This window comes from Streptococcus sp. KHUD_014 (assembly GCF_051106275.1).
Lineage (GTDB): Bacteria > Bacillota > Bacilli > Lactobacillales > Streptococcaceae > Streptococcus.
Window position 1 is genome coordinate 49,452 of the sequence record NZ_CP193666.1, and the last position, 19,545, is coordinate 68,996.

Annotated in this window: 15 protein-coding genes; 10 read left to right on the forward strand and 5 right to left on the reverse strand. The window is 39.7% G+C overall.

Features of this window, described 5'->3' with window-relative positions:
* Positions 1-138: 138 nt before the first annotated feature.
* The 10 genes from ACORHT_RS00240 (at position 139) to ACORHT_RS00285 (ending at position 13,474) form a co-directional block, all read left to right on the forward strand.
* Positions 139-2,784, forward strand: a complete 2,646-nt coding sequence (locus tag ACORHT_RS00240; protein WP_434350230.1) for an alpha-mannosidase — start codon at positions 139-141, stop codon at positions 2,782-2,784.
* An 84-nt stretch (positions 2,785-2,868) separates the two neighbouring features.
* Positions 2,869-3,738: an ROK family protein gene (locus tag ACORHT_RS00245; protein ID WP_434350231.1), complete on the forward strand. Its 870-nt coding sequence runs from the start codon at positions 2,869-2,871 to the stop codon at positions 3,736-3,738.
* Positions 3,732-5,612 carry a beta-N-acetylhexosaminidase gene (locus ACORHT_RS00250; RefSeq protein ID WP_434350232.1) on the forward strand — a complete coding sequence of 627 codons (1,881 nt, stop codon included), beginning with the start codon at positions 3,732-3,734 and terminating at the stop codon, positions 5,610-5,612. Before ACORHT_RS00245 ends, ACORHT_RS00250 begins: the two co-directional genes overlap by 7 nt.
* A 218-nt stretch (positions 5,613-5,830) precedes the next feature.
* Entirely contained in the window at positions 5,831-6,856 is a 1,026-nt protein-coding gene (locus tag ACORHT_RS00255) for a DUF4767 domain-containing protein (protein WP_434350233.1), read from the forward strand.
* Positions 6,857-7,070: 214 nt separating this feature from the next.
* Positions 7,071-8,000 carry an ABC transporter permease gene (locus ACORHT_RS00260; RefSeq protein WP_434350234.1) on the forward strand — a complete coding sequence of 310 codons (930 nt, stop codon included), beginning with the start codon at positions 7,071-7,073 and terminating at the stop codon, positions 7,998-8,000.
* A gap of 13 nt (positions 8,001-8,013) precedes the next feature.
* On the forward strand, positions 8,014-8,934 hold the full coding sequence (locus ACORHT_RS00265; RefSeq protein WP_414271082.1) for a carbohydrate ABC transporter permease: 921 nt from the start codon (positions 8,014-8,016) through the stop codon (positions 8,932-8,934).
* 109 nt (positions 8,935-9,043) lie between these two features.
* Positions 9,044-10,522, forward strand: a complete 1,479-nt coding sequence (locus tag ACORHT_RS00270; protein WP_049530324.1) for an ABC transporter substrate-binding protein — start codon at positions 9,044-9,046, stop codon at positions 10,520-10,522.
* A 164-nt stretch (positions 10,523-10,686) separates the two neighbouring features.
* Entirely contained in the window at positions 10,687-11,376 is a 690-nt protein-coding gene (locus ACORHT_RS00275; protein WP_434350235.1) for a lysostaphin resistance A-like protein, read from the forward strand.
* Between the two features lie 127 nt (positions 11,377-11,503).
* The gene (locus ACORHT_RS00280) at positions 11,504-12,490 is read left to right on the forward strand and encodes a rhodanese-related sulfurtransferase (RefSeq protein ID WP_434350236.1); all 987 of its coding nucleotides are present in this window, start codon (positions 11,504-11,506) and stop codon (positions 12,488-12,490) included.
* A gap of 123 nt (positions 12,491-12,613) precedes the next feature.
* Complete coding sequence (locus ACORHT_RS00285) at positions 12,614-13,474, forward strand: DUF4299 family protein (protein WP_434350237.1); 861 nt, start codon at positions 12,614-12,616, stop codon at positions 13,472-13,474.
* A 105-nt stretch (positions 13,475-13,579) separates the two neighbouring features.
* Here the strand turns inward: ACORHT_RS00285 and ACORHT_RS00290 are convergent, their stop codons facing one another.
* The 5 genes from ACORHT_RS00290 to ACORHT_RS00310 all read right to left on the reverse strand — a co-directional run bounded on the left by ACORHT_RS00290 (position 13,580) and on the right by ACORHT_RS00310 (position 19,392).
* Complete coding sequence (locus tag ACORHT_RS00290; protein WP_434350238.1) at positions 13,580-14,584, reverse strand: DUF6574 domain-containing protein; 1,005 nt, start codon at positions 14,582-14,584, stop codon at positions 13,580-13,582.
* Positions 14,585-14,634: 50 nt separating this feature from the next.
* Positions 14,635-15,585 (reverse strand): DUF4097 family beta strand repeat-containing protein, encoded by a 951-nt coding sequence (locus ACORHT_RS00295; RefSeq protein ID WP_434350239.1) that lies wholly within the window; start codon positions 15,583-15,585, stop codon positions 14,635-14,637.
* Positions 15,578-16,171 carry a DUF1700 domain-containing protein gene (locus ACORHT_RS00300; protein WP_434350240.1) on the reverse strand — a complete coding sequence of 198 codons (594 nt, stop codon included), beginning with the start codon at positions 16,169-16,171 and terminating at the stop codon, positions 15,578-15,580. The genes ACORHT_RS00295 and ACORHT_RS00300 overlap by 8 nt, the downstream gene beginning before the upstream one ends.
* Complete coding sequence (locus tag ACORHT_RS00305) at positions 16,158-16,484, reverse strand: PadR family transcriptional regulator (RefSeq protein ID WP_000273853.1); 327 nt, start codon at positions 16,482-16,484, stop codon at positions 16,158-16,160. The genes ACORHT_RS00300 and ACORHT_RS00305 overlap by 14 nt, the downstream gene beginning before the upstream one ends.
* A gap of 160 nt (positions 16,485-16,644) precedes the next feature.
* Positions 16,645-19,392: a DUF2971 domain-containing protein gene (locus ACORHT_RS00310; protein WP_434350241.1), complete on the reverse strand. Its 2,748-nt coding sequence runs from the start codon at positions 19,390-19,392 to the stop codon at positions 16,645-16,647.
* Between the last annotated feature and the right edge of the window lie 153 nt (positions 19,393-19,545).

The following is a 19,545-nucleotide window of genomic DNA, read 5'->3' on the forward strand; positions in this document are numbered from 1 at the left end:
CTCAAGTACAGCCTGTGGCTAGCTTCCTAGTTTGCTCTTTGATTTTCATTGAGTATAAGGAGCACGTTTTCGCTCAACTGATTCTGGTAAAGAATCACAAATCTATTTTTAAATTTAAGTTAGAATGAGGTTTTACTCATGGAAAATGTTGTTGTACATATCATCTCTCACAGTCACTGGGATCGTGAGTGGTATCTACCTTTTGAAAGCCACCGTATGCAATTGGTGGAACTGTTTGACAATCTTTTTGATCTTTTTGAAAATGATCCTGAGTTCAAGAGCTTCCACCTAGATGGACAAACCATTGTCCTTGATGATTATTTAGAAATTCGCCCTGAAAACCGTGACAAGGTGCAGCGTTATATCGACGAAGGCAAGCTCAAGATTGGTCCTTTTTATATCTTGCAGGATGATTACTTGATTTCCAGTGAAGCTAACGTCCGCAATACCTTGATTGGACAAGCGGAATGTGCTAAATGGGGCAAATCTACTCAAATTGGTTACTTCCCAGACACCTTTGGAAATATGGGGCAGGCTCCTCAAATCCTTCAAAAATCAGGTATTCACGTAGCAGCCTTTGGTCGCGGTGTCAAGCCAATCGGATTTGACAACCAAGTCCTCGAGGATGAGCAGTTTACCTCTCAATTTTCTGAGATGTACTGGCAAGGGGCTGATGGTAGCCGTGTACTCGGCATTCTTTTTGCTAACTGGTACAGTAACGGGAATGAAATTCCAGTGGATAAAGACGAGGCTTTGACTTTCTGGAAGCAAAAATTAGCAGACGTCCGTGATTATGCATCGACCAACCAATGGTTAATGATGAACGGCTGTGACCACCAGCCTGTACAGAGAAATATTAGCGAAGCCATTCGTGTGGCAAACGAACTCTTCCCTGATGTAACCTTTATTCACAGTTCTTTTGATGAATATGTCCAAGCAGTGGAAAGTGCACTTCCTGAACACCTATCAACGGTCACAGGTGAGTTGACCAGTCAGGAAACGGATGGTTGGTATACTCTTGCTAACACCTCTTCTTCCCGTATTTACCTCAAACAATCCTTCCAAGAAAATAGCAACTTGTTAGAGCAGGTTGTGGAACCATTGACTATTCTCACTGGCGGTCATAATCATAAGGATCAATTGACCTATGCTTGGAAAGTACTTCTGCAAAATGCACCGCACGATAGTATCTGTGGTTGTAGTATTGATGAAGTTCACCGTGAAATGGAAACTCGTTTTGCAAAGGTTAATCAAGTCGGGAATTTTGTTAAGACTAACCTTCTCAACGAGTGGAAGAGCAAGCTAGCTACTCAAAATGCGCAAAGCGACCACCTCTTTACCGTTGTCAACACAGCTTTACATGACAAGGTTGATACAGTTAGTGTTGTAGTGGATGTTGTGACTTGTGATTTTAAAGAATTGCATCCGACTGAAGGTTACAAGAAGATGGCAGCCGTGACCTTGCCAGATTACCATATTGAAGATTTGGATGGTCATGTCATTGAAGCCAAGATTGAAGACTTGGGAGCAAGTTTTGGCTATACTCTGCCTAAAGATAAATTCCGTCAACCCTATATTGCTCGTCAAGTGCGCGTGACAATCCCAGTTCACCTTGCTCCTCTTTCTTGGGCAAGTTTCCAATTGGTTGAAGGTCAAGTAAATCACCGTGATGGTATTTACCAAAATGGAGTCATTGATACACCGTTTGTAACTGTGAGTGTAGATGAAGGCATCACCGTCTATGACAAGACTACAAACGAAGCTTACGAAGACTTTATCCGCTTTGAGGATCGTGGAGATATTGGTAACGAATATATTTACTTCCAACCAAAAGGAACCGAACCAATCTATGCTCAATTGAAAGGATACGATGTTCTAGAAAACAATGCTCGCTATGCCAAAATCTTGCTCAAGCATGACTTGACGATTCCAGTCAGTGCAGATGAAAAATTGGATGCTGAACAAAGAGGCATTATCGAGTTCATGAAACGAGACGCAGGTCGTTCAGAAGAGTTGACAACCATTCCTCTTGAAACTGAGATGACCGTCTTTGTGGATAACCCACAGATTCGCTTTAAAACTCGTTTTACCAATACTGCCAAGGATCACCGCATCCGTCTTTTGGTGAAAACTCATAACACTCGTCCAAGCAATGATTCTGAAAGCATCTATGAAGTTGTGACAAGACCAAATAAACCAGCAGCTTCTTGGGAAAATCCTGAAAATCCACAACACCAACAAGCCTTTGTCAGCCTTTATGATGATGAAAAGGCTGTAACTGTAGCAAATAAAGGATTGCACGAATACGAAATCCTTGGAGATGACACCATTGCAGTGACGGTTCTTCGTGCTTCAGGTGAGCTAGGTGACTGGGGCTACTTCCCAACACCAGAAGCTCAGTGCTTGCGTGATGTCGAAGTAGAATTTGCTGTGGAATGTCACCAGGCAGGCGAACGCTTCTCTGCCTTCCGTCGCGCCAAAGCCTTCCAGGTGCCATTTACAGCTCTTCAAGTTGCAAAACAAGAAGGTAGCGTCGCAGCAACAGGTAGTCTCTTCAATCATGCGGCATTGAACTTGCCACAAGTCTGCCCAACAGCCTTTAAAGTTGCTGAAAATGAAGAAGGCTACGTCCTTCGTTACTACAACATGAGTCAAGAAAATATCCGTGTGTCTGAAAAACAACAAACCATTCTTGACTTGTTGGAGCGCCCATATCCAGTTCACTCAGGACTATTGGCACCGCAAGAAATTCGTACAGAATTGATTCAAAAAGAAGAAATTTAATTTCAAAAAGAAAACATAAACAGAAAGGAGGAGCGAAAAAGTAAGAACCAACTGCTGATTCGCTCCTTTTTGCAGGTGAAAGCAATGACCATTGCAACAATTGATATTGGAGGGACTGGCATTAAGTTTGCTAGTCTAACTCCTGATGGAAAGATTTTAGATAAGACCAGCACTCCAACTCCAGAAACTCTAGAAGATTTGCTAGCTTGGTTGGACCAACGCTTGTCTGAACAGGACTATCGTGGGATTGCTATGAGTGTTCCAGGAGCGGTCAATCAAGAAACAGGTGTGATTGAGGGGATTAGTGCCATTCCTTATATCCATGGTTTTTCATGGTATGAGACCCTTGCTCATCACCAACTCCCTGTCCATCTAGAAAATGATGCCAACTGTGTTGGACTCAGTGAACTGCTAGCTCATCCTGAGATTGAAAATGCAGCCTGTGTTGTCATTGGCACAGGGATTGGCGGGGCCATGATTATCAATGGCAAAATTCACCGTGGTCGCCATGGCTTGGGTGGAGAGTTTGGTTACATGACAACTATCGAACCAGCAGAAAAACTCAACAACTGGTCACAACTAGCTTCTACAGGAAACATGGTTCGTTATGTGATTGAAAAATCAGGTCAGTCAGACTGGGATGGCCGTAAGGTTTATCAAGAGGCTTCAGCAGGCAATGCCCTTTGCCAAGAAGCCATTGAGCGTATGAATCGTAATCTAGCTCAAGGGCTCCTCAATATTCAATACCTGATCGACCCAGATGTCATCAGCCTAGGTGGCTCTATCAGTCAGAACCCAGATTTTATCAAAGGGGTGCAAAAAGCGGTAGACGTCTTTGTGGAAAGATATGAAGAGTATACAATTGCGCCAGTGATCCAAGCTTGCACCTATCAGGCAGATGCCAATCTCTACGGTGCCCTTGTCAACTGGTTACAGGAGGAGAACCAATGGTAAATTTTACCGGAATTAGCAGTAAACAACAGCAAGCTATAGACTTACTTCAAAAGCACATTTCTCTACCAGATGTAGAAGTGGCAGTCGCTCAGTCTGACCAAGCTTCCATCTCTATCAAGGGTGAGGGCGGAGAATATCAATTGACTTATCGCAAACCTTACCAACTCTATCGCGCCTTGTCCGTTCTCGCAACAGCTTTAGAAGAAGGTGATAAGGTAGAGATTGAGGAGCAAGCGGCTTATGAAGATTTAGCCTACATGGCGGATTGTTCCCGTAATGCGGTTCTAAATGTTGCATCTGCCAAGCAGATGATTGAAGTCTTAGCTCTGATGGGTTATTCAACTTTTGAGCTCTACATGGAAGATACTTATCAGATTGAAGGGCAACCTTATTTTGGTTATTTCCGAGGGGCTTATTCAGCTGAAGAGTTACAGGAAATCGAAGTCTATGCCCAGCAGTTTGATATGACCTTTGTACCATGTATCCAGACCTTGGCTCACTTATCAGCCTTTGTCAAATGGGGTGTTAAAGAAGTCCAGCAACTTCGTGATGTAGAGGACATTCTCCTCATCGGCGAAGAAAAAGTTTACGACCTAATCGACGGCATGTTTGCGACTTTGTCTAAACTACAAACACGCAAGGTCAATATCGGCATGGACGAAGCCCACTTGGTTGGTTTGGGACGCTATCTCATCTTAAACGGTGTTGTGGACCGTAGCCTCCTCATGTGTCAACATTTGGAGCGCGTGCTGGATATTGCAGACAAGTATGGTTTCCACTGCCAGATGTGGAGCGATATGTTCTTCAAACTCATGTCAGCAGATGGCCAGTACGACCGTGATGTCGAAATTCCAGAAGAAACTCGTGTTTATCTTGACCGTCTCAAAGACCGTGTGACCTTGGTTTACTGGGATTATTATCAGGATAGCGAAGAAAAATACAACCGTAACTTTGGTAATCACCACAAGATTAGCCAGGATATTGCCTTTGCAGGTGGTGCTTGGAAGTGGATCGGTTTTACGCCACACAACCATTTCAGTCGTCTCATCGCTGTCGAAGCTAACAAAGCCTGCCGTGCCAATCAGATCAAGGAAGTCATCGTGACTGGTTGGGGAGATAATGGTGGTGAAACAGCTCAGTTCTCTATTCTGCCAAGTCTACAAATCTGGGCAGAACTCAGCTATCGAAATGATTTAGAGCGTTTATCTGCTCACTTCAAGACCAATACAGGTCTATCTGTTGAGGACTTTATGCAGCTTGACCTTGCCAACCTCTTACCAGATCTACCAGATAATCTCAGTGGTATCAATCCCAACCGCTATACTTTTTATCAGGATGTTCTTTGCCCAATTCTTGATAAGCACATGACTCCTGAACAGGATAAGCCTCACTTTGCCCAGGCAGCTGAGATTTTGTCTGACATTAAAGAGAAATCTGGGAACTATGCCTACCTCTTTGAAACTCAAGCCCAGTTGAATGCTATTTTAAGTGGCAAGGTTGATGTGGGACGACGCATTCGTCAAGCCTATCAAGCAGGTGATAAAGAGAGCTTGAAACAAATTGCTAGGGAAGAATTACCAAAATTAAGAAGCCAGATTGAAACCTTCCACAAGCTCTTTAGCCACCAATGGTTGAAAGAAAACAAGGTCTTTGGCTTGGATACAGTAGATATTCGTATGGGTGGACTCTTGCAACGAATTAAGCGAGCAGAAAGCCGTATCGAGGCTTATTTGGCTGGTCAAATTGACCGCATCGAAGAATTAGAAGTCGAAATTCTTCCATTTACTGACTTATACGCAGACAAGGACTTTGCAGCAACGACAGCCAACCAGTGGCATACTATTGCGACAGCTTCGACTATTTATACAACCTAGAAATTTATCACAAATAGCCAAACATCTCCTTTTAAATAAATGGAGATGTTTTTTGATTTGGAGGTTGGGAAGGAGTATAATGAAGGTATAATACTCTTCTAAAATCAAATTCAAACCACGTCAGCTTCGCCTTGCCGTACTCAAGTACAGCCTGCGGCTCGCTTCCTAGTTTGCTCTTTGATTTTCATTGAGTATAAGGATAGTTTGGAGGTCTGACCATGAAAAAGCTACTACTAGTCCTAAGTGTGAGTATGCTAGTTTTATCTGCTTGCCACAAGGCGACAGAAGATAGCGTAACTAGTCAGTCAACATCAAGAGAGCAACAAACCAAGGAAGTAACCAACTATTTTCACTGCCTAGCGGATTCCTATCAAAAGGCTCTTGCGCACGAAAAAGAAGCCAAAGATACAAGTGTTCAATCACCCGTGTCTGCTACCGTTGTAGCTATGGAAGAACTCCAGCAATCTAATCCGACTGACCAAGCCTTGATTATGAAGAACTACTCGGATTTTCAGAAGCTAATCCAATACAACACGGAAAAGTGGCAGGAAGAGTTTGCAAGCTGGGCTGCTTCTATGGGGCAGTCCTATCATAGACTGGAGCATAGAAACTTTGACGAAAAAAATGAATTCATCAAAAAATTAGAAACAACGACTGTTTCTCAGAAAAGAGTCAGATGGAATATTTTCGGGGTGTCCAGTGACAATGCCTATGATTACTTGGTTTTGGATGCCTACTATGACAATCAGGACAAACATTTCTACTTATTTACACTGAAAGATGGGCAAGCACAGGTCTTACATGCCGATAAGACGTTAGAAACTGTCAGTGCTGCAAACTTTGAAGAGACTGAAAACACAGATTTAGCACAAGGCTTTAAGGGGTTTCTATTAAAAACGAGTGTCACTAGAGAGAATGAGCCAGATACAGACTATAGTGCTCTAGCAGACAAGATAAAACTAGCCATGGAATCCTACTCGGATAGTAGTGGTGAAAGATATAAGTCGGCTAGCCTAGCAACATATGGTCGCTATTATGGGCTTGCAGTTCCGGATCAGATGATGCAATTTGGGCAAGTCGATGGAGTCAAATATACTTTTAAATGGCATGGCTATACTGCTGGTCTTGGAGAAAAACGATTTGAAATCTTGGCCTGTTATGTGAACGAAGCAGGTACTATTACAGATGCCCAGGTTCATTTTGTTGAATTTCACCAACCGATATTAGAACAAGTTTTCAAGTAACAAATATGGGCAACACCTCTTGCAAGCAAGACGTTTCTCGTGAAACATCCTTCTTATATAAAAAAGTTCTCCACATAAAATAATTTGTGGAGTTTTTTCTATAATTAGTAGTTTAAACTATCCTTAAAATAAGAGTATACTATTTTTGTAAACGTTATCAAGTCTAAAAATTGTGAGATTATTAAGTTTTAGAAAAATAAAAAGGGAGGAAATTATGAACAAGTTTTCAAAAACCTTGAGAGATAACTGGATTTTTTTCTTAATGGTTCTACCAGGGACACTTTGGTTGATCTTATTCTTCTACATCCCGGTATTTGGAAATGTGGTCGCCTTCAAAGATTACCGAATGACTGGCGAAGGGTTTGTCCACAGTATTATAAATAGTAAATGGGTCGGACTAGATAACTTCAAGTTCTTGTTTAGTTCAAAAGATGCCTTTGTTATCACTCGAAATACTGTTCTTTACAACCTTGGCTTCATCTTTATCGGTTTGATTGTATCGGTTGGTATTGCCATTATCCTTAGTGAACTTCGCTCTAAGCAAATGGTTAAAATCTACCAAACATCTATGTTGTTCCCTTACTTCTTATCTTGGGTTATCATCAGTTTCTTTACAGATGCTTTCCTAAACATCGATAAAGGGGTCATCAACCACGCCTTGGAAGCTCTTGGCATGAAGGGGATTAACTTCTACGCTGACATCAGTATCTGGCCTTATCTTCTCCTCTTCCTAGGTATTTGGAAAGGCTTTGGATACAGTAGTGTTATGTACTATGCAACAATCATGGGTATTGACCCAACCTACTACGAAGCAGCAACAGTGGACGGTGCTAGCAAATGGCAACGTATCCGCAACGTAACCATCCCTCAGTTAACACCACTTGTGACAGTATTGACCATCCTTGCAGTCGGAAACATCTTCCGAGCAGACTTCGGTCTCTTCTACCAAATCCCTCACAATGCTGGTCAGCTCTATAGTGTAACAAACGTATTGGACGTCTATGTCTTTAACGGTTTGACTCAGACAGCAGATATCGGTATGGCTTCAGCAGCAGGTCTCTACCAGTCAGTCGTTGGTTTGATTTTGGTTATCCTATCAAACTTACTGGCACGACGTGTAGATCCTAACTCAGCCCTATTCTAGAAAGGAGGAGCATATGGCAAAAAAAGTTCAAAAAGCAAAAATTGATAATGTTGGCATACACTCCTTCAGCAAGAAAGCAGATATCTTCTTTAGTATCATATCTGGTTTGCTAGCCTTCTCCTGTATCTTGCCTTTCATCTTTGTTATCATTATCTCAATTACAAATGAGAAGAGTATCATTCAACATGGATATAGCTTCTTCCCATCACAATTTGGATTAGATGGTTTTGAGTTTTTAACTCAGTTCAAAGATAAGATTTTACAAGCTCTCTTTGTTTCAGTATTTGTAACAGTAGTTGGGACATTGACAAACGTCTTTATCACGACAACTTACGCCTATGCCATCTCACGTTCAACATTTAAGTATCGTAAATTCTTTACAATCTTCGCTCTTCTCAGTATGTTGTTCAACGCTGGTTTGGTACCAGGCTATATCGTAGTGACACAATTGCTTCATCTTGGTGATACCATTTGGGCCTTGATCGTTCCGATGCTTCTATCACCATTCAACATCATGTTGATGCGTTCCTTCTTCAAGAAGACCATCCCAGAAGCAATCCTCGAATCAGCTCGTATCGATGGAGCTAGTGAAGCTCGTATCTTCTTCCAAATTTGCTTGCCGCTCTCACTACCAGGTATCGCAACGATTACACTATTGACAGCGCTTGGATTCTGGAATGACTGGTTTAACGCCCTTCTTTACATCAAGAGTGATAACTTGTATCCATTGCAATATTTGCTCATGCAAATTCAAAACAACATGGATTACATTGCTAAGTCAGTTGGTATGTCAGGACAACTTGCAGTTGCCTTACCAAAGGAAACAGGTCGTATGGCCATGGTTGTAGTTGCAACCCTACCTATTGCGATTCTCTATCCATTCTTCCAACGCTACTTTGTAAAAGGTTTGACTATCGGTGGTGTTAAAGAATAGGGAAATTTGAGAAACCTTGTTTCTCCCCTAGCCCTGATTTTTCTAGTTAAGAAAAATCAACAATCTCAACTTGTTAATAACTTTAAAAATAAAAAAAGGAGTTTTTATAATGAAAAACTGGAAAAAATATGCTTTTGCATCTGCTAGCCTTGTAGCTTTAGCTGCTAGCCTTGCTGCTTGTGGAAACCTTAAAGGAAACAGCCAAAAAGCTGCTGACTCAGCATCAGGTGATAAACCTGTTATCAAAATGTACCAAATCGGTGACAAACCAGATAACTTGGATGAATTGCTAGAAAATGCAAACAAAATCATCGAAGAAAAAGTTGGTGCTAAATTGGATATCCAATACCTTGGTTGGGGTGACTACGGTAAGAAAATGTCAGTTATCACTTCATCAGGTGAAAACTATGATATCGCATTTGCAGATAACTACGTCGTAAACGCTCAAAAAGGTGCTTATGCTGACTTGACAGAATTGTACAAGAAAGAAGGAGCTGACCTTTACAAAGCACTTGACCCAGCTTACATCAAAGGTAACACTGTAAACGGTAAAATCTATTCAGTTCCAGTTGCGGCTAACGTTGCGTCTTCACAAAACTTCGCCTTCAACGGCCCACTTCTTGAAAAATATGGAATCGATATCTCAGGTGTAACTTCATACGAAACACTTGAACCAGTATTGAAACAAATCAAAGAAAAAGCTCCAGATGTAATGCCATTTGCTGTTGGTAAAAACTTTATCCCATCAGAAAACTTTGACTACCCAGTTGCAAACGGACTTCCATTCGTCATCGACCTTGAAGGCGACACTACTAAGATCGTAAACCGTTACGAAGTTCCTCGTTTCGTAGAACACTTGAAGACTCTTCACAAATTCTATGAAGCAGGATATATTCCAAAAGACGTAGCAACTAGCGATACTTCATATGACCTTACTCAAGATACTTGGTTTGTTCGTGAAGAGACAGTAGGACCAGCTGACTACGGTAGTAGCTTGCTTTCTCGTGTTGCTAACAGAGACATCCAAATCAAACCATTTACTAACTTCATCAAGAAAAACCAAACAACTCAAGTTGCAAACTTTGTAATCTCAAACAACTCTAAGAACAAAGAAAAAGCAATGGAAGTGTTGAACCTCTTGAACACTAACCCAGAACTCTTGAACGGACTTGTTTATGGACCAGAAGGCAAGAACTGGGAAAAAGTTGCAGGTAAAGAAAACCGTGTTAAAGTCCTTGATGGATACAAAGGAAACACTCACATGTCAGGATGGAACACTGGTAACAACTGGATCCTTTACATTAACGAAAACGTTACAGATGAACAAATTGCACAATCTAAGAAAGACTTGGAAACTGCAAAAGAATCTCCAGCGCTTGGATTCATCTTCAACACTGACAACGTGAAATCTGAAATCTCAGCTATCACTAACACTATGCAACAATTCGATACAGCTATCAACACTGGTACTGTAGACCCAGAAAAAGCTATTCCAGAATTGATGGAAAAACTTAAATCTGAAGGTGCTTACCAAAAAGTATTGGATGAAATGCAAAAACAATACGACGAATTCTTGAAAAACAAATAATCTCAAGAACAATTGATTTCGTGTATTCATTCCTAAAAGATGCGATCACTGCCTTGTCTGGATTTTTCCAGACGGGGTGGTGATTCTTTTTAGAGTACATACATATAATTATCTGCATTTTGAACCCAGGCATTTGCCTTACAAGTATCGTTGGTAATAAGTATATGAAAAAATACCATCTATTCTTTAAAATCAGCGCAATCTTATCCTACTTATTTTTTGTATATGGGCTTTCTCAGTTGACTCTTGTTATCCAAAAATATTGGCAATTTTCTTCTCAAATTGGCAATTTTTTCTGGATTCGAAATCTTATCAGTCTTGTCTTTATTGGCCTCATGATTTGGATTTTAGCCAAGGCAGGATATGGCTACCTTTTTGTTATTCCAAAGAAAAAATGGCTATGGTATACAGTTTTGACGGTTTTCGTAACTGTACTTTACATATCTTTTAATTTTCAAACGGCAAGACATGTACAGTCAACCTCTGAAGGCTGGGCTGTACTAATCGGCTATAGTGAGACAAATTTTGCCGAATTGGGTCTCTACCTGACTTTATTTTTCCTAGGCCCTCTGATGGAAGAGTTGATCTATAGGGGTTTGTTCCAACACGCCTTCTTTAAAGATTCGAAGCTTGGACTTGACCTGATTCTTCCTTCGGTTTTGTTTGCTCTTCCTCACTTTTCTAGCTTTCCAAATTTCTTAGATATTCTTGTTTTTTCGACATTTGGAGTATGTTGTGCTGGATTAACTCGTTATACCAAGAGTATCTATCCTAGCTATGCAGTCCATGTTACTAATAATATTGTAGCAACCTTGCCATTTTTGTTAACTTTTCTTCACCGAATATTTAGTTGAAACAAGATCTGAAAATGGTCTTGTTTTCAATTTTCGGTCAAATAAATTGCATTCGCTTTCCTGGGAGAGTATACTGTTATAGTTGAATGAAAAATTCTGATAATTTAATCTTAGAAAAGAGAAGCAAATGTCAAAAGATATTCGAGTTTTACTTTACTATAAATATGTTCCAATCGAAAACGCGGAACAATTTGCTACAGACCACTTGGCTTTCTGTAAGTCTATCGGCCTCAAGGGTCGTATCTTAGTCGCTGACGAAGGGATCAACGGAACCGTTTCTGGAGACTACGAAACAACGCAAAAATACATGGACTACGTTCATAGCCTTCCAGATATGGAAGACCTCTGGTTCAAGATTGACGAGGAAAGTGAGCAAGCCTTCAAGAAGATGTTTGTTCGCTACAAAAAGGAAATCGTCCACCTTGGTTTAGAGGATGATAACTTTGATAACGACATCAATCCTCTTGAAACAACAGGTGCTTACTTGTCACCACAAGAATTTAAAGAGGCCCTCCTAGATGAAGATACAGTGGTCCTTGATACTCGTAATGACTATGAGTACGACCTTGGTCACTTCCGTGGGGCTATCCGTCCTGACATCCGCAACTTCCGTGAATTACCACAATGGGTTCGTGATAACAAGGAAAAGTTCATGGACAAGCGCGTCGTAGTTTACTGTACAGGTGGAGTCCGTTGTGAGAAATTCTCAGGTTGGATGGTACGTGAAGGCTACAAAGATGTCGGTCAATTACACGGAGGAATTGCGACTTATGGGAAAGATCCAGAAGTTCAAGGGGAACTTTGGGATGGGAAAATGTATGTCTTTGACGAGCGTATCGCAGTCGATGTCAACCATGTCAATCCAACCATTGTAGGGAAAGACTGGTTTGATGGAACACCATGTGAACGCTATGTCAACTGTGGCAATCCATTCTGTAACCGCCGTATCTTGGCATCAGAAGACAACGAAGACAAATATCTCCGTGGTTGCTCACACGAGTGCCGTGTTCACCCACGTAATCGCTATGTTTTAGAACATGAATTGACGCAAGATCAAGTTATCGAGCGTTTAGCAGCGATTGGTGAGAACCTAGATTATTCTGAAGTCGTATAATAGTATCAACAGTCCTGACGGGCTGTTTTTCTATGCTTTTGACCAAAAAATCTTAAATTTGTTTCTGCATCTTTCAGGAAAATGGTGTATACTATATGTAAACGATTTCAAAGGAGACCATTTATGGTGAAAACATTTTTTATTCCAAATAAACAAAGTATTTTAGGACAACAGGAGATTTTAACAGCTAAGTCAGTCTTAGCCCTAGTAGATGGCTTAGAGTCACATAGTTACGATGCTGTCTATCTTCGTCAACCCCTCAATCGCCTTGAGTATATCGAGTGTGCTGTTGTGGGAAAGTCTCAATTTCTCTTTAAAGTTCGTTATGTAGATGCTCAAAAAGGCTATCAAGTGATCATTCCTGACTTAATTACAAGAGCTGACTGGGTTATTGTAGAAGCTCTCTTGCAAGCCTTGTCTAGCAAGGTTGGTGAATCTGTTGAAGGATTGTCAGGCTTTGATTTGGAAGACTATTTCCAAGAAACTGTTAAAAACTATCTAGCTGATAAGGATGCCCGTTTGGCCTTCTGCCAAGGAATTCTATCAACTATTTACTTTGATAAGAAGGACTTAGAAAGTTTCCTAGAAGAAGATGGACTGGCACGTTTTGAAGAGTTGGTTAAGAAGGTTCAAGGGTCAGATGCCTACCCTGCAAGTGCGAAATTCTACCCAGATAGTGAAGGTAAGATTCACGGCATCTATCACCTGGCTCAGGGGGTTAAGACCATTTTGCCAAAGGGTCCTGTTGTTCCTGTGACTTATGTTGAGCAGTTGGCTGGTAAGGACCTTGTATGGGAGATTGACCTGGTGAAAATCTCTGGAGATGGTTCAAAACCAGAAGACTATGAAGCGGTAGCTAGATTAGATTACAAAGCCTTCTTAGAAGCTCTTCCAAAAGAACTTTATCAGGACTTGGATTCCAACCAAATAGTGGTAGGACCTGTTTTAGGGGAAGATTTTGAGAACTTAGTAAAAGGTAACTAGAGGCATAAATGAAAGATATTGGTTTTAAATAATGTGAAAAGGCAGATCGTTTGATCTGCTTTTTGTGTACACAAAAAAATCCTGTCAGAGTGACAGGATTTTATCTTACATAAAAGCTAGGATTCGGAGATAGTCAGAAATCAGTGCCATTTCTGCTAGGAAAAAGAGAAATAGGACGCTTCCGTTGACGAGGACTGCGAAGAGAAGACGGTAGAAAGGATCAGTTTTACTATCCTTACTCGGTCTTGAGATGATGTAGAGGTTGCCAAGTAGGACCATACCAATACTAATGAGACAGAGAAGAGCCGCAAAGCGTAGGCCATTAAAGAAGGCAAAGAAGCTAGCGACGCCTGTCAGTAGGATAGGAAGGGCGAAGAGTCTGCCATACTCTTGAAAGGCTCTTTCAAGTGTCCAATCACTGTCCTGGTCGACAAAGCGTTTGACTACAAATCCACCCATGAGGATAGAAAAGAAGAAGAGACTTGTCGCTACCAAAATGGAGAAGACAGAAAAGAGATTGAGAGATGGGAATTGTTCCACGAAGTCAGCATCGATACTTGCCATGCGGCCGTAGTAGCTATGTTTGGCGTGGTAAACAGTAAAGAGAAAACTCGTAGCAGAAAAGAGGGCCAGTAGCACAAAGGCGGTGTAACTATTTTTTTTATCTGTATCAAAACGAGCTGTTGGCTCTTTAAGAGCACCTTGTAACCAGACCCAAAAATCAGCCAATTCTTCTTTGAAGATTGCAGTTTTTGTAGGGACAGGATCTGGGACAAATGGACTTTCCAAAGATTTGCTAGGCTGAGGTGCTTCCTTAACTGGTTTTTCTGCTTGGTCTGTCTTTGTTGCCAGTTCTTCTTGTTCTTCAGTCTCTACAGGTTCTTCTGACTTGTCTGTCTTTGCAACGATTTCTTCGTGTTCGTCACTCTCTACTTTCTCTAGGTCAGCTTCTTGTTCTTCAGGATTGGCTTGAAGGCTTTCTTCAACCACTGGCAACTCTTCTTTTTCTTTTAACTCTTCTTGGGGAATGACTGGGTCAGATGGGTTATCTTTTTTCTCATTGTTGGCTGTTTTCTCGAAATCAGCACTTTCAAACCATTCTTGAGTCATGATGGGACCTCCTTTTTATTTCTTGTTTGAGTAGTAATGATTAACTATTATTAATGACCTCTCGAATTGGGTGAGCGATCCGGTTCGTCTGGAATGTTGATATCTTGACCTGCCTTTGCGACGAGGAGATCTTGCGTATCTTTTTTCTCTACTTTGTAAGGATTGGAGAATTCTTCGTCAGTATTTACATGATTTCCCTGGACAGGATTCACTCCTTCTCGAGTTCGATGATAAATAGCTCCGTATTCTGATGAGAGATTGAGATTGATTCGTTCAAGCTCTTTTCGGGACAACATGAGTATGATGTCATTTTCTGCCTCGAATTCTACCTTACCGTGCACTTGGATGTCGTCAGCAGAGATATGTTCATGTTCTGCTTGGATACGGCTATCTGTTAGACTTGTTTCAAATACATTGACAATTCCAGTTGTGGTCAGTTGGCTATTTTTTATTTCGCTATTAGTGATCCGAAGAAGATAGCCATTTGACTGAATCTTGGCGTTGCTGAGTTTTGCATTGGCAATGGAAAGGACACCATGGTCGACCTGGGCTGTTAGGTTTTTTAACTCTCTTCCTTTCGGTAGTGATAGAACGACTTCATCATTACGTCTAGAGACTCCGCTTGCGATAAATAGAATACCCTCGATACTAGAACCTACAGAACGACGTGTAGTTGACTTGGTGTCAGAAATCTCAAGAGTTTTTTCTTTGATAAAATGTTGGAGATTTTCTTTTTCAGAGATGGTCGGGTGATACTGGATGTGGATCTTATCATCTTTTGACTCCGTAATGACGAGCGAATGTTCTGTTAGTGACATGTTAAGATTTTCAATATCTTGATCAAAAACGAGCTCTTCCATTCGACTTTCAAATACTGGATTTTGAGACATTGCAAGGAGGCTTCTGACACCATCTGTTTGGATACCGATGATCATCATGGAAAAACCAATGATACTGGTAACAACACCAAAGATAAGAAATCCTTTTGTCCATTTACGCATGTCTTTCACCTCTCTTTCTTCTATTAAGAATCCATTGGATAAGTCGAAGGACTAGTAATCCAAAGAAACGTGCTACATAGGACGTTGCCAGCAGAACTAAAGATGAAGCTCCAATAGCTAGTAAACCTCCACCAAAAATCAGTACAAAAGCAGGTGTCGATTCAGCCATGACGTAGAAGCTTTCAAATAGGAGAACGCCTCCTAGGATTAGTCCAGCTACTGATACAGCAAAGAAGGCTATAAGTACGCTGACAGCAGCGATAAAAATCCCGATGATAGCCATGAGAAGAGCAATTCCGACTGGAATTCCGATAGGAGCTGCAAGAAGGGCTAGTAGAGCGATACGTAAAATATGGCGGTCGTTCTTGCTGGAATTTTCTTCGTTGATTTTCTTATCAAGAAGTGTAGTCAGGACATCATGGGCAGCTTCTTTTGGACTTCCCAGGCTAGCGATAAGCTCCTCCTCACCTTCTGGACCCGCATCCTCAAAGAGTTCTTTGAAGTAATCCATGGCTTCAATGCGATCAGATTGAGGAAGCTTCATCAGATAGGCTTCAAGCTGATTCAAATATTCAGTTCTTGTCATGGCGAATGCTCCCTTCTATGATGCCATTGATAGTGTCAGTGTAGAGTGTCCATTCTTCTCGAAGGACAAAGAGTTGCTCCTCTCCAATCTCTGTCAAGGAGTAGTATTTGCGCATCCGACCTTGGTATTCGCGAGAGTATGTAGTCAGATAGCGGTTGGTATCCAGTTTTTTCAAGATGGGGTAGAGGGTGGATTCCTTGATTTTGGCAATGAGTTTAATGGTTTGGCTAATCTCATAACCATAGGAATCCCCTTGTTCTAGGATGGCCAGGATTAGAAATTCAATCAAGGCCGATGATGTTGGAAAATACATGGGGCACCTCCTTTTTTAGTATGTAAAAATTTTATATATAATTATTCTACACATACATCATACATCTAAATGTAAGCCCTGTCAAGTAATATGTGTAAAATTTTTATATATAAAAAATCTTCTAGCAAAAACTAGAAGATTGGAGGAAATTCTGAGAAGTTTATCTGAATTTTATCATAGATTTCTCATACTTAATTTTCTTATCCAAAAGTTTCAATAAAGGAGTTACATATTCAGGATTTTGAAACTTAGGACCAAAAATGACCTCCTCAATTTTAATTGGATTTTCCCGTTCTATATAAAGTTTACCTACTCCAGAGGTTTTGTCAATTTTGATTTCCTTATTACTTGAGTCTAGATTAGCATAGCGTAAGATACGCAGTTCATTCTCATATTTATAATCTACAGATTTAAACAAGTAACGAATTTCTTCGATACAGTTGGAGATGGCTTTATAGAAAGGATCTTCTGAATTTTTATAGTCTGGTAATTCTGATTTTAACTCTCCTAACAATTTTTTTAATCGCGTTACTTCTGCACTGGTGAATAGTTCAGTTTCTTCGATGTCGAATTGGTCATTAACATAAGCTACGCGATATAAATAATCCATATCATTCTTCGATGTAGAATGTTTGTCTTCATAATTTTGTGCACTTTCATTGCCTCTAGTTGACTTCTCTTTGTCGGATTCATTTAGAGAGTTATCGTTTTGGATTCCAACACTTGATTTCATTTTATAACCGATTTGTTGATACCAAGGAAGGTCACTAAGTGAATGATAACGAGCAAAATCATTCTCCTTTAGTACAATACAGACCCCTTCTGCATTATTTCCATATTGCGACCACATAGCTAGATCATCTGTTTTGCTAGTGAAACTCATTAAAAACCAAGAGCTAGGTTCCAAAGGATTGCGTTTTTCTAATTTTAAAACATTTTCTAGAATAACACCTTCTTCAGGATCGTTCATGTAGTTGGCGTTATTCAGGCGTGTTTTTCCTAAGCTGGAGAATGGAGGTTTATCCTCTTTTCCTAGTATGCTTTGGAGTGCTTCTCCTGAAGTATAGTGACCGAATTTTAGTTTCCTATTTTTGTCTTCAACCTTCAATCCAAGCTCATACTTAATTTGTTGGACAAGCGTATAAATTTTAATTAGCTTATTGATTTTTTTTGAGTCTTCTCCGTAATCATCTATCCAGGTTTTTAAAATATCATATTTTGTATTGGAGATGTTAACACGTTTCAAGGTGCGAATAAGCAAATCTTTCTCTTTTTCATCTTTCCCTTCTTCAGTAGATGAATCAAAACAAAGTTTATCCAGAGCTTTTACGATATTATTAGTAGTGGAAATCGGAACTTGATCTCGCTTAAATTGTTCTTCGTTTTCGAGTATCTCGATTAGCATATTTAAAATTTTAATACTCGGAATAGATTCCAAGGACTGATAGATATCGTTTAGGAGATTTGATTTATCTATCTGATTATTTTTTACCAAATCCATCCGAGCTGTAAGATATTGAACAGTAATTTCTTCAGACTGTACGAATCTATTGTGTAATCTTTTTAGTTTGTCTATGATTTCAAGTTTTTCATCTTCGTTTTGTTGTTTGGTGATAATTTTGGTAAGAACTTCGGCGTAACATAAAGTGATATCTTCATTTTTTTCAAAATTATAAGCTATTTTCTTTAATTTAGAAGCGATATTATTCAATTTATCTAAGTTGGTTTGTTTAAGTGACAAACTGAATAAGGCTATAGCATACCGTAACGCAATATCTTGAGGTTCATTGAATTTTTTGTAAATATCTTTAATTTTCTGAGTAGTTTCAGCAATTTCTTCAGCTTTAGTCTGTTTAGTTGATAGATTGACTAAAGCGGTAGTATACTGTAAAGCAATGTCTTCAGAATGTTTGAACTGCTCAAACATTTGTTTGACTGAATTCACAGTTTTACCTAGTTCTTCTACATTTATTTGTTTAGCTGACAAATTGACTAAAGCCATAGCATATTGTAAAGCAATGTCTTCAGAATGTTGAAACTTTAAGGTTAATCTTTCTAGTTCAGATATAGTTTCTTTACGCTCCTTGATATCATTTTGCATGTTTGAAAGATTGTATAAAATCATGGCATATCGTAAAGCAATATCCTCAGACTGCTTAAACTGCTCAAACATTTGTTTGACTGAATTCACAGTCTTGCCTAGTTCTTCTACATTTATTTGTTCAGCTGACAAATTGACTAAAGCCATAGCATACTGTAAAGCAATATCTTCAGAATGTTTAAACTGCTCAAACATTTGTTTGACTAAATTGGCGATATTTCCTAGTTCTTCTACATTTAATTGTTCAGTTGCCAAATTGACTAAAGCCATAGCATATCGTAAAGCAATGTCTTCAGAATGTTGAAACTTTAAGGTTAATCTTTCTAGTTCAGATATAGTTTCTATACGCTCTTTGATATCATTTTGTAGATTTGAGTGATTGAATAAAGCGTTAGCATACTGTAAAACAATGTCTTCAGAATGTTGAAACTTCAAGGTTAAACTCTCTAGTTCAGATATAGTTTCTATACGCTCTTTGATGTCATTTTGTCGGTTTGAAAGATTGAATAAGGCCATAGCATACCGTAACGCAATATCTTTAGAATGTTGAAATTTTAGGGATAAGATTTCTAATTCTGATATGGTTTCTTTACGCTCCTTGATATCATTTTGCCCGTTTGAAAGATTGTATAAAACCATAGCGTATCGCAACGCAATGTCTTCTGATTCAGGATATTGTTCATAAATTATTCTTGCTTTTTCTGCTAGAGCTTCACAGGCAGTCTTATCTGTCACCTCGGCTGATAAGTCAACGAGTTTATCTAACTCTGCTAAACTTTGATCCAAATTGTATTTCTGTTCATCCATTCTATGTACCTCGCTTGAAATAGTAGCTATCTTATAAACTAATGTATTTTTCGTATGATAATTAGTTTCTACATATTTTATTATATCAAAAACTATATCTTTCTCCCAGTATATGTATGATGATTTTTAGATATATACTTATACAAAAAACCA